Here is a 13,126-nt window from a genome sequence, read left to right as displayed (position 1 = left end):
GAGGTATGGTGGGCACAAGTGCAAGAAAGTGGAATTAAGCCATTGAAAGAGTTCGCACGAAAACTGAGGCCTTATCTTCACGGTATTATTGGATCGGCAAGTTATCCGCTCAACACCTGCACATTGGAAGGGATAAACAACAAAATAAAGTTAATCAAGCGAATGGGGTATGGGTATCGAGATACAGACTACTTCTTCTTGAAGATAAAAGCGGCTTTCCCCGGAAAGCCGCGATGAACCTTTTTTTTTGCCTGTGATTGGCGCTCCTTCGACACTAAATCCCCACAACAATTATTCAATAGTTAAGGCTTTAATTTATTCGAATAGATGAAGCTTCAATTTTCCGATCAAGCGGCATCATTCTTGATTAGCTCGCTAAGCGCTGAAATACTGTCAAAGCTACTATCCACAACATGATCGATTAACTGATCTTTCACATCCTCCAAAACAATGGTTTGTTCACCTCCATCGTGTTCAATGCTCATCACCAAGTTATCCCCTTGCAATTCAGCATCAATTTCGGGAATAAGATCATCGACTGAATCGCTACCTGTCGCGTCTAGAATGTCACTGAGCTCAAGTAAGTCTTCACCTACAATGAACTCTTTAACCACATCGACACTGTTATCGAGCGCTGAGTCCACCCATTCGAAAATGTTATCCGCATCATTGCCAATCAAGATCTCGTTACCTAATCCCGCAACAAAGTTAGACGATTCGGGATCACTCAGAACTTGATAAGCCGTTGCCCCTTCCACATTAAGCGTAACCGTCTCAACGCTACTTACTTCCCCGGTAGAGTCGACAACTTGGTAATCAAAGCTGTCTTGATTGACTTCTAGGTCACCACCAATATATCTAAGCTCCCAGCTCCCTTTAGGATTTGAGAACTCGACTTGTTCAATGACCTGACCAGGTGAAGAGTACGTGAATTCATAGAATAATCGCTCAACACCTGTCTCCCCGGGTTCTTTCTCGTATTCAACCGTTTCGCTGCCGCCACCAACAAAGTAAAAAACGGCTCTCACAACATTAGGGGTATCTTCTTCAAACACGGGACCTAAACCATCTAAGCCAAATCGAACCTCTGATATTGGGTTCTGCGTAAAGTCTATGGTTAGAGTTTCATCTCGGTTGATACCACGCCCGTCACTATCACCAATCCCATAACCCACATGACTTTGCTCAGCATTGTATTGCTTGAATGGCTTATTATTAGGGTTATCTATCTCGACATAAATCGAGCTGCCATTGGCTAATTCGACTTCACGCCTCATTCCTCAAGAGCCCTCAACCGCGCTACCCCAGTTATAAAAACCGTCTTCAGACACTGACGTGTCATCATCAGGGACATCTGTGATACCAAGTAGGAATGCTTCACCTGCACCGGCAACATAACTTAAGCCGGAATGGTCAAATTGCGTTTCTCCAGATACGTCACTTTCCACGACCTCACGTGTAACGCCATCGCTGTTTGTATAGAGTAAGGTGCCTGATGTCGGCAATGCTTTAATCACGATATGTAGATCGACCTCGTTGTGGTCATCTTCTATGTCTGATATCCGATCTTGCGTAGCTGTCGTGGAATTGAACGTGATGGCAGTTTCTATATCACCGTATTGAATGACTCCCTCATCGTCGCCACCGCTTTGATGAGGCTCTCCAGACGCATCAACACTGAAACCTGTCGCCACAGGCACGTCATTGGTACCATTAATCGTAATTTCGATGATATGTTCAGCTCCATCAGTCGAAGTGACGCTGTATCGCTCCGTAATCTCTTCGCCCGTATTTAGATGCTGAACTAGGTCATTATTCACCATATAGGTCCACAGGCCTGATTCTGTGATAGCTAATGTACCGAGCGCACTTACGCCAGTTGAGCCTAAGGAAGTGAACACACCTGTTGGGTTAAAACGTGGAACGTCGTTTAGATCATTGTCGGTAATAGTCAGAGTGCCCGTCACTTCAAGATGATTAGACTCTTCATCGACTTCCACATCTTCAATAACACTGCCTGTATCACTATCACCTTCTCCGACCGAAATCTCAGATGAGTCGTCAGCTCCATTAATAACAATCGTAATTTCACTTGTCGTTCCGTCCGAGGCAGTAACCACATAAGTTTCAGTCACTGACTCACCTTCCCCTATGTATTGAACGTCATCATTATTGACGTTGTAAATCCAGCTACCACTTGGAGCAATCGAGAGCTCACCGAGCTGAGTCGTATTGGTAGACTTGCCCGCGTCGAATCCGCTATTGGGTAAAAAGGTAGGCGTTGTGCTATCGACATCGCTAATGGTGACCTCACCAGATGTCTGTAACTTGCTAATCTCTTCATTAATACCGATATCTTCGGTCACGCTTCCTGACCCGTTGGTCGCGATAGCTCGGTCATCAGTGCCCACTATGGTCACCGTTATTCTTTGTTCAACACCGTCGGAAGTTCGAACTATCGTGGAATCTTGTGTCTGTTGACCAATACCTAGTTCATTAAAAGAGTTGTTTGCCAAAAAGGTCCAAGTACCATCAGCATTCACAGTAAAAGTACCTAAGCCATTTTCACCAACGACCTCTTGATCAATAAAAATAACACCTTGCTTATCTAGTGTTAGTGAGCCACCTACTTCTATGGGTTGATCTTGCTCTAACTCAACAGCATTAGTTTCACCAGACACAAGTGCTAACGCGATGATGTTAAATAGCGTCAGTGACTGAGTCACGGATAGTCCTTGAGATTCGAAACCTGACGTTTCAAAGTCAGTTTCTGCCTGGCTTTCTGTACCTGTTCGTTCAATCCGACCGCTGTTGGTCAGGCTTGATCCTTGGTCGCCTGCGGCAGTATCAAACTCATCACCTAACTCAGTTGGGTCAAAGCCATCCTCTATTGCACGTTCGACTTGTGCGATTGCGTCATCAATCTCCAACTCACTCTGTTGTCCTTGGCTATCAACGAATCGTGCCGAAACACTTGGCACATTCTCTTCGTTCTCGGCAACACTAATCACGACATCACTCGAGGCTGGTTGTTCGCCCGGTGCTAATTGACGCAATCTACCCTGAGCGTCAAGCACAATACTGCCGCTAGCAAGGCCTAGAATATTAAGGTTCACACTACCCATAACTCAGTTCCTACTTCAGCCCAAAACCAACCACACACGCACTAAAACCCACCCAGAGATGTGGTTGCTTCACTCCATAAATTTAGTAGTGCCACTATTGATAATAAACTCACTAAGAGATAGCAATTAGAGCTAATATCAAATTGTTCAACAGCAATAGCCACTTACAGGCAAAAATAAGCCTTCAAACTTCGCATTTTTTTACAGATGTCCTAAGCTTCGATTAGTACACAGCTCTCAATTCAACGGGGTACATTGGTTGAGAAAAAAGAGGGGACAATTAGAGTAGAAGGAGAGCTACTTTGAGATTGTTTAAATTATCAATGATGTGTTGCTTAGTCGTCACCACACCGCTCGCCGCTCAAACCTTGGAACAGGCTGTCGCTATCACTTTGGCAACCAATCCAGAGATAAAAAGTATCTTTAACGAGTTTGAGAGCGTGAGAAAACGAAATGATGCCTCTGGCGGTGCTTACCGACCAAGTATCGATTTAGATGCTGGGATTGGTTACGAGGGCATAAACCCTGCGCCAAACAATGGCCCAGATACCGACCTCATGAGAAAAGAAGCAACTATTTCCCTCACCCAATTATTGTGGGATGGTTCAGCGACTCTCTACGATATGGATCGTACTGCTGCAGAAACCGAATCGGTCCGGTTACAGCTATTGGCAGATGCTGAAGACAAAGCGCTTGAAGTTACACAAATTTACTTAGACGCGGTAAAAGCGACTGAGGTATTAGCCTTGTCAGAGAGTAACCTTGCTATACACAAGAAAATTTATAAAGACATCAAAAAGCGAGCAAGCTCTGGTATCGGTTCAACAGCAGACGTATCCCAAGTCGAAGCGAGGATCGCAAAAGCACACGGCAACCTACTCGCTGCACAAAACAATCTTATTGATACGCACACCCAATTTAGAAGAATCGTGGGTCAAGAGCCACTCGGCTTAGTTTACCCAAGAGCCGATATTTCAATGATCCCACTTTCACTGTCGGATGCACTGGTTGATGCGCTAGACCAACACCCGGTTATCAAAGTCGCCAACGCGGATGTCGATTCAGCACACTTCCAATACAAGCAATCAAAAGGTGTGAATTACCCAACATTCTCCATTGAGGCATCGCAATCGTGGCGTGATGACGCTGGCGGTGACGAAGGTTCTAGCCAAGAAACATTAGCGATGCTGAGAATGCGGTACAACCTATACAATGGTGGCACAGACAGCGCGAACTCGGAAGCCGCCGCCTATCAACTGAATAAAGCAAAAGACTTGAGAGACAGAGCTTATCGCCAGGTCGAAGAAGGGCTTCGTCTATCTTGGAGTGCATTAGACTTAACACTACAACAAAAGAACTTCTTATCTGACCATGTGGATTCTGCATCAGAAACGGTTATCGCTTATGGCAAACAGTACCGGATAGGTAAACGTACCCTTCTTGACTTGCTAAACACTGAGAATGAATTGTTTGAAGCGCGAAAAGATTACTTAGATGCCCATTACGCTGAGCAATATGCTAAGTATCGAGTAATGAATGCGACAGGTTCTTTATTGAACGCTCTGCTGGTTGATATTCCAGATGAGTGGACAACGGCTGTGGAGTATTGATCATGAAGATAACCTACTTACTGCTTCCTGCACTAACAATGTCCCTACTCGCTTGTTCTAGCCAACAAGAAGAGGAATATATTGAGACACCTGAAGCCGAGCAAATATCCGATCTGCAAGATGATGACAAAGACGGTGTTGTCAATGCGAGAGACGCCTGCCCTTCAACACCTCCAGCGTCGTTAGTCGACAACGAAGGTTGTGGCGAGATCATACGTGCGGAAGAAGTTAGACAGCTCAATATACTATTTGCCAACGATTCTTACGAAGTGAACCCGATTTTCTCAGATCAGATAACCACCATGGCTGAGTTTTTAGAAACCTACCAAAGTGCGTCCATCGAAATTCAGGGCTACGCAAGTAAAGTTGGCTCTAGCGAATATAACCTAGAGCTCTCAAAGAAACGCGCTCACCACGTCGAAGATGAGTTGCTATCCAACGGCATCGACCCAAGCCGAGTTAGAGTCGTAGGTTACGGTGAGGATCGTTTAGAAAGTGACGGTGACGATGCAACATCACACGCTTTGAACCGTAGAGTAACCGCAACCGTGGTTGGCTTAAGCGAACAAATCGTTGAAGAGTGGACTATTTTCACCACACTTAAAAAATAGGCAAAGATTATCCGATTACAAAACGTAAAAAGAGACAGCTAGACAAGCATAAAAAGAGAAAAGCCGCGATAGGATTGCACATCGCGGCTTTTTTGTTATTTGTAGCCACATAGCTCTCGGGAATGGCTTAGTGGCTGTTGCTACTCAAGAATTAGCTTATTTCTCAGGAAGTGGCTAGACGGTTAGCCGAGCCAGTTATCGATTAAAGTTTTACTTCTTGGTGCTTAGTTTTCGGTAAAGAAATGCTTAGCAGGAAGTAACCTAAGATAGCTGCTGTCGTTGAGCCCATCAGGATACCTAATCGAGCAAGCGTATCGAAATCTGCGTTTGTAGGGCCAAATGCCAGCGATGAAATAAAGATAGACATCGTAAAGCCAATACCACACAGCACAGATACCGCGAAGATGTTCATGAAATTCACACCTTCAGGAAGCTTAGCTACACCTGTTTTCACAGCACCCCAGCTGAATAGGAAGATACCCAGCGGCTTACCAACCAATAGACCCAAAGCGATACCAAGAGGTAGCATGCCTGTCAGGTTTGAAATTGAAATACCTTCCAGTGAGATACCTGCGTTTGCAAATGCGAAGATTGGCAGAATTGCAAAAGCTACGTATGGGTGCAGTGCATGCTCTAGGTGTTTCAGTGGAGAGTGCTCCCCTTTATTGCCTTTCAGTGGGATAGCAAAACCAATTACTACACCCGCTAATGTTGCATGAACACCAGACTTCAATACTGCGAACCACAGAATTGCACCAACAATCAGGTAAGCGCTCAGTTTAGTCACATGCTTGTTGTTTAGCATGAACAGCACGCCTGTTGCGATGAAACCAACTGTAAGTGCAAGTGTTGATAAGTCACCTGAGTAGAACAATGCAATGATAACAACAACACCTAGGTCATCGATGATTGCTAGAGCTAACAGGAACACTTTCAAGCTTACCGGTACGCGGTTACCAAGAAGTGCCATGATACCTAACGCGAATGCGATATCAGTGGCAGCCGGGATAGCCCAACCTTGAAGCGCTTCAGGGTTACTAGAGTTAAATAGCACGTAAATAAGTGCAGGAGCCAACATACCACCTACCGCAGCGATAGCTGGGAAGATAGCAGTCTCTTTAGACTTTAATGCGCCTTCTAAAAGCTCACGTTTAACTTCTAAGCCAATTAGAAGGAAGAAGACAGCCATTAAGCCATCGTTAATCCAGTGAGACACAGACATACCGAGAACGTAACTATGCAGGACGCCCTGGTACATTTCGTTCAGTGGTGAGTTTGCTACAAACATTGCGATCGCCGCAGCGATAACTAGGATGATGCCGCCAGCAGATTCCATTTTAAAGAAGTCACGGATGACGTCGGTCATGATTTCGCCCTTATATTTATTATTTAAATAAACGAATAACAAAGAATAACCATGAGTTTATATCCAAGCTTTATCGATAGATAATCACTTCTTTGGATGTTTAACTTCGGTTTTTCCTACAAATACTAAACAATACGTCGTATATTCCATATATGTTATTATGCACCATAATTTAAGTATAGATGAGAACATCACACCTGTATGCACAATTCATTGAGTGCTAACAAAACTAAGAAACATAAAAAAAGGCTATCAAATGATAGCCTTAGGTGTTTTTTAGTAGCCGGTGAGCTGCATAAAGCCGGTCGCTTCATGACTGCCGCTGGCCATTATTGGCCCTTCCCAATAAGGTATGACAAATGGCAGCCACATATCTCGGCGTATGATACGTGTAGTCAGGTTGATATCGTGCTCAGGGACGTTAATGATCCACTGAAGCGGCATTCGTCTGCCATTCATTAGCGTTGTGTTCTGCAAAGGCTGAATCAAAATATCAGATTCCGTTAACTGGTAAACCTTGCCAGAACGAGTGGCTAACGTTCCGAACACATAAGGTAACTGCTGATTATGGCGATAGCGGTTGATGCTCAGTGCTGTACCGTCATCAAGGTTAAACACAAACCAATCCCAGCCTTGTTGACCGACTCCAAGTAAGCCACTACCCCACTCTTTGTGTACCCAAGCTGTGCCTTCTACTTCCTTAGCTACGCCATCAAGGTTCAGTACACCACTCAATGATAAAAACGGCGCGCTAAAGTTGTAAGACGCGACAGGTAGTAAATCATGCTTTTTCTGGTAGCCGTTATCACCATTAAGGACATATGGTCCTTTTGCCACTGTATCTAATTGCAGCCCAAACGTATCCGTTTGTACTTGTAGGCGACCAGGAAACGGTGTATTCCCCAGTGAGCGCCAATTCCAATTATCAATCCAAATCCTAAATGGACGACTGGTCATTCCCGCTTGGCCAATGCCACCACGAGCCATTCGCTGTTCTTTCCACACTTTGGATTTAGAAGAAATCACCACATTAGAGATGTAAACTTGTGGACTCTGCCATCCCGGTGTTTCACGCTCATCCGTTGCAATGCGGAAGAAGCTCCACTGAACCGAATATTCTTTGCCATCGTCCCCTTTCAAAGACGCAAAATAATGCCACCACTCGTGCTGAAATTCCGGATGGAACTTGAAGTCTCGTGGAAGTGATACACCTCGGTCAGGTAACACAGGTTCGAAAACATTGAAATGTTCGCTGACCAACACCGAGTTGACCTCGTTGACTCCTTTCTCACCAGGGTCGACAAAATAGGAATAGTAGACCCAGACACTCAAAAAGATGCCGAAGAAGCCGATCAACAACAGAGATGATAAAAATCGATGTCTTAACTTGGTTGAGCTATTCCTTAGAAACATATTAAAGCGCATCCCTTAGTGATTTCATCGGTGTGTTCCGAATCATTCTCATCACTGGTAAAGCACCAGCTAACATCAATGCTGCCATTGCCCAAGCAAATGTCTCGAAATAGTCCCAAGGAAGTACTTGTAGTTCGAGTGACCAGCCAAAAGACTGCTTGATAACGATATCAACAATCAAGTTCGCCAATGCTAAACCCAGTGGAACTGCAATTAACGAAGAGATAAGCCCAAACACAAACAGCTGTAAACTACCGGTAAGGATCAACTCCTTCGCCGATACGCCTAAACATCGTTGCAACGATATATGTCTTTGTCTTGAAACCTCACCAGCGACCGTCGCAAAGAAGATACCAAACACGGCTATCACAAGAGTAATGTTACCCAAGGTATCAGCAATGGCGAAGGTTCTATCAAACACTCGCATCGCTTGGCTGTGAATATTGTTGTTATCGAATATGCGCTCAGAACCGAGTCTAAATACACTTTCCAGTCGGCTTCTAAGCCCCACTGCATTCACATCATCTTTCAGTATGACGCCAAGCCCTACATTACCTCGACCTGCAAAGCCGTATAGCCAGTTGCGATGTGACATCATCACTTGGTGGTAAGGGTTACCATAATCGTAATACACACCTACGACCTGCCAACCAGAGCCTAGATTATCGTAGAGATCAATATAATCACCAGGACGAATTCCTAGTTTGAGCGACATGGATTCACTGATCAACACACCTTTAGAGTGGTGTAAGTGATACCAATAATTCGGTATGCCGAGTTTGATCGTTAATGCTTCAAGCTCGCCCTCTGAAGGCCCGGTGCTCACCACTTGAATACTGCCTACTGGAGAAGCGACATCTTTTTCCCAACGCCACCACACAGAGTCTACTTCTGGCTGCTCTGACAACCAGTTACTCATACGTGCTGCTGCGTTGTTTGTTGGGTATATATAGAGGTCAGCGGCCAATCGCTGTGTTAGCCATTTGTCCGTAGTGTCTCTGAAACTACCGACCATGGTTTCAACACCAATGTTCGCGGTTAACGCCAACATAAAGGCCATAGTCGCAACACCGCGGTAACTCATGCTAGATGCAGCGTCAGCAAAGAACCAACGAGCACGGACCCAACGCAGTGAGTAAGAGAGGCTGTTGAACAGCTTCCACATAAGGAACGGTGTAAACAGAGCCACACTCACCAGCATTAAAGCAATGATGGCAAAACCAGACTCTTGAGTTTGTGGCGCTTGGTAAACCGCAACAGCAGCAACAAGGAAACCACAACCTATCAAAGCTTGCCAAGTGAACTCAGTGCCCGCGAAACGCATCAGGGATAAGCGAGAAGACAAACGAATCGGCTGAGATTTAAGTAAGCGAACCAATGGCCATGCGCACGCTAAGAAAGCACCAATCAATGCCATCATCAAGCTGTAACCGCTCCAACGCCAATTCCAGTCAATCGTTAAGCCAACATTGGCGTCATATAAGTCGCCAAGGCTAGAAGACACAGCAGGTAACAGTTGGTTAGCCAACATCACACCAAAGACATTACCGCAGATCCAGCTCAGTAAAACCAGAATCAATAGCTCTAAACATAGTGCTTTAGTGAGCTGCCAACCCGATACACCGGTTTGTCTTAAGATCCCCACTAACGGCTGACGCTGGATAAATGATAACGACATCGCTTGGTAGAAAATAAACAAACCTACGACGAAAGACAGCATGCCCATCGCTTTTAGATTTAAGTGGAATGCATTAGTGAGTGACTCAAGTTCTGCTTTAGAGCTACGCGAAATCGTCAAGCCATTCGGTAGCATGTTCTTGAGTCGTTCAAACTTTTCGGTAGACATGTCTGAACACGCAATCACCGACAAACCAGCGCTGCGTTTCAACATTCTAAGTAACGAAATGTCAGCAATCAGCCTAGTACCATCAATGATGTTGTTTTGATCAACCATTAATGGGCCAAGCTGAGAACCATCCATAAGGTGGATGTAGTCACCGTTCTTCCACTCCATGTGTTCAGCAAGATCGTCGCTCACAAGGATTGGGTACGGCGGTTTCATCAGGTTCAACGTATTAAGATCTTTTAACGCCACGCCCGGTTGGAGTTGAAGCATCGAAACAGGGTCGATACCAATCAACATGAAGTTCGCGCCATTTTCATCAGTGATACGATGGTGATCAAAAGGAGAGCACTGTTGAAAGCCTTCACGGCGAAGCTGGATGTAAAAACCTTGCGGAATTTTATTGGCGTTGTGTTTTGGTCGAATACGGTAAGGAAGAGGATTCGAAAAGAGTTTTTCGCCATGCGCATAACTTTGCTTGGCGTGTTGGTTGATAGCAGTAACACCAACCAATAGTGATACGCCAAGAGTTAAGCCTAGCCATACCAAGATAATTTGTAGAGGGTAACGTCGATAGTGACCGAGTAGCGCCTTAACTACGGGCCATAACATGCAGCTGTCCTCCTTGTAGGCGGATCCGGCCGTCCATATGCAGGGCAACTTTTTCACTGTGCGTTACCAACAGTAGCGTACATTCTAATTGGCGTGCTAAAGAGGTCAGCAAGCGCATTACCGCTTCGGCGTTACGCTCGTCTAGGCTACCTGTCGGTTCATCGGCCAATAAGATTTTTGGCTCCATATACAAGGCTCGAGCGATCGCGGCACGTTGTTGCTGACCACCCGAAGCTTCCTCTGGATAACGACCAAGTAGAGGCATAAGGTCTAAAGCAGAAAGAATCTGTCTCCACAAACCTTTATCTTCAGGTAAGCCTTTTAGTTGACGGCAAAAACGGATGTTATCTGCGATATTCAACGTTGGTAATAGGTTGAACTGCTGGAAGATATGGCCAATGTTATTTCGACGATAAGCAGTGCGTTCACGCTCGGTAGAATCGTGCATGTTGAAATTTGGAAAAACGATTTCGCCAGAGTCAGCGAGATCCAAACCTGCAATTAGATTGAGTAGAGTACTTTTTCCTGAGCCGCTTTCGCCCATTAATGCGAGTTGGTCACCTTGATTCAATGTCAGTTCAGCACCTTGCAAAACAGGGTGGAATTCCCCCCCATCAACATAGCCTTTACATAGGTCTGACAGCTTTAACATTCAACAGCTCGCATTAGTTAGAATTTGGAAGGAGAATCTACACTAATTCCCTGTTAGGAGGAAGTATTTTGAAAGATAGATCACATGCCAACGATAAAGTGATGCGATTGATGCGCCCTACTTCAACTTCCTATCAAGTTTTTAATCCATTTTCTTGTTTTCATGCGATACAGCGAACCGCTCCACTTAATCACCTCTTCAGTGAGGAAAAGTAAGTACACCCACTCAGGTGGAAATTTAAAGTAAATAGCCGCGATAGCCGCTAACGGAATACCAATCACCCACTGTGCTATCAGGTCTTGGTAAAGGCAGAACTTAACATCGCCACCCGCTCTCAACACACCAACAATTACAGTCATCGGAATTGAGCGAATAACAATGCCGACACTAAGGATCAGAATAAACTTCTCAGAAAGTGCTCGGGTTTCTTCTGTTAATGCACTAAACGCATTCAAAATTGGTGTTTGCACAAAGTAGAGGAAAATCGCGACCACAATACTGGTTAAGAAACATAGGATAGTAATACCGAGCGCTTGGTAATAAACCGCTTCGTTGTTCTTGGCGCCGAGTTGGTTCCCCACCAATACCGCAGCTGCGTTCGACATCCCTATCAACAGGCTCAATGAGATAGATTCAACTGGTGTCATCACCGAAAGTGCTGCTAAGCCTTGCACACCGGATTGTCCCATGATGGCATGATAAGCAAACAACCCACCAGCCCAAGCCAAGAAGTTGAAGGTTGTAGGCAGCGACAACTTCAAGAAGCGCACGACTTTATCTACCGTTGCAGCAGCTTTGATGTCACAGAGCTTGAAGGCAAGTAAGTGTTTAGAAAAATAGAGGTAACCAAACAAGGTCGCTACTTCGATAGCGCCACTTAATACCGTGGCTATCGCAGCACCTTTGATACCGAGAGCTGGAAAACCTAGGTTACCGAAGATCAGCATCCAGTTTAAAAACACGTTGGACAGGATACCAATACCACTGAAGAAGGTACTTAACCCAGGTTTGTGCATCGCTCGTAAGCCAACGGCCATGCTGCTAACGCACGACACCGCCAACATACTAAAAGAGGTAATGACGATGTATTCAACACCTAAACTGATCACTTCTTGAGAATCGGTCGTCACACCCATAATTTGAGCAGGGAAAGAGACAAAGAAGACAATCGTCAGAAGAGCAAACAGGGTCGAAACCAACCAGGTTAATGCGGTACTTTCCCTTACCCCTTGCTTATCACCGGCTCCCCAATATTGGGCAGTAAGCAGAGCACCACCAGTGGTCACACCCACCAGCATAATAGTCGTCACAAACATCGCTCGACTTGCGACACCAACCGCTGCAATATCAGCTTCTCCAAGCTGGCCTAACATCAGCACATCCACCAAGCCTCGGCTTGAAAACATGATGCTCTGCAAGGTGATTGGCAAAGCAATAGCAATCAGCCTGCGAACAAAGTCGCCGCGTGTATGATGGATAATTGAAGAGAGCAGCATAGGCACACCTGAACGGAACGTGTTGATGGCAAAAGGATTATTCTTTCAGTATATCAATGTTCGAAATTCAACCATACATAAATCATACTGAATGCATAAAATTCCGTATAACGTCTTTGACTGTCTCACTCATCCAATCTAAGCAAAGAAAACGTGCTACTCCCGACTTGAAAGTCGAATCGTTTATCAAACAAACCATAAAACGTGAATATCAAACATACACCATATATAAAACGCCCAACTTAATCTGGATTACCGCTAAATTGATGGAAATCAAAGTTAGTCCCGATGTTTATTTCATTGAATTTGTTACCAATTTTCACAAACCTAATTAACCACATGATTTAAATGGCTTTATTTCGTTAAATTTTTGACCATCTAGTTATTCGATTAATATT

The 13,126-nt window shown here is 44.9% G+C and carries 10 protein-coding genes; 3 read left to right on the top strand and 7 right to left on the bottom strand.

Going from position 1 to position 13,126, the window contains the following annotated elements:
• Window positions 1-237: transposase (locus L1D55_RS22545; protein ID WP_239916214.1), on the top strand; the 237-nt coding region annotated here is incomplete at its 5' end.
• Between the two features lie 110 nt (window positions 238-347).
• On the opposite strand, the gene L1D55_RS22540 is transcribed toward L1D55_RS22545, so the two are convergent.
• On the bottom strand, window positions 348-1,277 hold the full coding sequence (locus L1D55_RS22540) for a M10 family metallopeptidase C-terminal domain-containing protein (protein WP_239918927.1): 930 nt from the start codon (window positions 1,275-1,277) through the stop codon (window positions 348-350).
• A 3-nt stretch (window positions 1,278-1,280) separates the two neighbouring features.
• Window positions 1,281-3,125, bottom strand: coding sequence for a VCBS domain-containing protein (locus L1D55_RS22535; RefSeq protein WP_239918926.1), 1,845 nt, complete (start codon window positions 3,123-3,125; stop codon window positions 1,281-1,283).
• A gap of 302 nt (window positions 3,126-3,427) precedes the next feature.
• On the opposite strand from L1D55_RS22535, the gene L1D55_RS22530 reads away from it, so the two are divergent.
• The gene (locus tag L1D55_RS22530) at window positions 3,428-4,735 is read left to right on the top strand and encodes a TolC family outer membrane protein (protein WP_239918925.1); all 1,308 of its coding nucleotides are present in this window, start codon (window positions 3,428-3,430) and stop codon (window positions 4,733-4,735) included.
• The gene (locus L1D55_RS22525; RefSeq protein ID WP_239918928.1) at window positions 4,735-5,346 is read left to right on the top strand and encodes an OmpA family protein; all 612 of its coding nucleotides are present in this window, start codon (window positions 4,735-4,737) and stop codon (window positions 5,344-5,346) included. The genes L1D55_RS22530 and L1D55_RS22525 overlap by 1 nt, the downstream gene beginning before the upstream one ends.
• Window positions 5,347-5,548: 202 nt before the next feature.
• Here the strand turns inward: L1D55_RS22525 and nhaA are convergent, their stop codons facing one another.
• The 5 genes from nhaA to L1D55_RS22500 form a co-directional block, all read right to left on the bottom strand.
• Window positions 5,549-6,712 (bottom strand): Na+/H+ antiporter NhaA, encoded by a 1,164-nt coding sequence (gene nhaA, locus L1D55_RS22520; RefSeq protein ID WP_128161118.1) that lies wholly within the window; start codon window positions 6,710-6,712, stop codon window positions 5,549-5,551.
• 276 nt (window positions 6,713-6,988) lie between these two features.
• On the bottom strand, window positions 6,989-8,137 hold the full coding sequence (locus tag L1D55_RS22515) for a lipocalin-like domain-containing protein (protein WP_239918924.1): 1,149 nt from the start codon (window positions 8,135-8,137) through the stop codon (window positions 6,989-6,991).
• On the bottom strand, window positions 8,127-10,580 hold the full coding sequence (locus L1D55_RS22510) for an ABC transporter permease (protein WP_239918923.1): 2,454 nt from the start codon (window positions 10,578-10,580) through the stop codon (window positions 8,127-8,129). Before L1D55_RS22510 ends, L1D55_RS22515 begins: the two co-directional genes overlap by 11 nt.
• Window positions 10,561-11,232 carry an ABC transporter ATP-binding protein gene (locus tag L1D55_RS22505; RefSeq protein ID WP_004741308.1) on the bottom strand — a complete coding sequence of 224 codons (672 nt, stop codon included), beginning with the start codon at window positions 11,230-11,232 and terminating at the stop codon, window positions 10,561-10,563. The genes L1D55_RS22510 and L1D55_RS22505 overlap by 20 nt, the downstream gene beginning before the upstream one ends.
• Before the next feature lie 122 nt (window positions 11,233-11,354).
• Complete coding sequence (locus L1D55_RS22500) at window positions 11,355-12,728, bottom strand: MATE family efflux transporter (RefSeq protein WP_239918922.1); 1,374 nt, start codon at window positions 12,726-12,728, stop codon at window positions 11,355-11,357.
• Window positions 12,729-13,126: the final 398 nt, after the last annotated feature.

Origin of the sequence: Vibrio sp. Isolate22 (assembly GCF_022398115.1) — a bacterium.
GTDB lineage: Bacteria > Pseudomonadota > Gammaproteobacteria > Enterobacterales > Vibrionaceae > Vibrio.
The sequence above is the reverse complement of the archived record's forward strand: the minus strand, read 5'-3'. Positions and strand labels throughout refer to the sequence as shown.

What these genes read in the sequence shown, in the direction of transcription:
- L1D55_RS22515 (WP_239918924.1), bottom strand. Translation starts at nt 8,137, where the DNA reads ATGCGCTTTAATATGTTTCTAAGGAATAGCTCAACCAAGTTAAGACAT.
- L1D55_RS22500 (WP_239918922.1), bottom strand. Translation starts at nt 12,728, where the DNA reads ATGCTGCTCTCTTCAATTATCCATCATACACGCGGCGACTTTGTTCGC.
- L1D55_RS22505 (WP_004741308.1), bottom strand. Translation starts at nt 11,232, where the DNA reads ATGTTAAAGCTGTCAGACCTATGTAAAGGCTATGTTGATGGGGGGGAA.
- L1D55_RS22510 (WP_239918923.1), bottom strand. Translation starts at nt 10,580, where the DNA reads ATGTTATGGCCCGTAGTTAAGGCGCTACTCGGTCACTATCGACGTTAC.
- L1D55_RS22535 (WP_239918926.1), bottom strand. Translation starts at nt 3,125, where the DNA reads ATGGGTAGTGTGAACCTTAATATTCTAGGCCTTGCTAGCGGCAGTATT.
- L1D55_RS22540 (WP_239918927.1), bottom strand. Translation starts at nt 1,277, where the DNA reads ATGAGGCGTGAAGTCGAATTAGCCAATGGCAGCTCGATTTATGTCGAG.
- nhaA (WP_128161118.1), bottom strand. Translation starts at nt 6,712, where the DNA reads ATGACCGACGTCATCCGTGACTTCTTTAAAATGGAATCTGCTGGCGGC.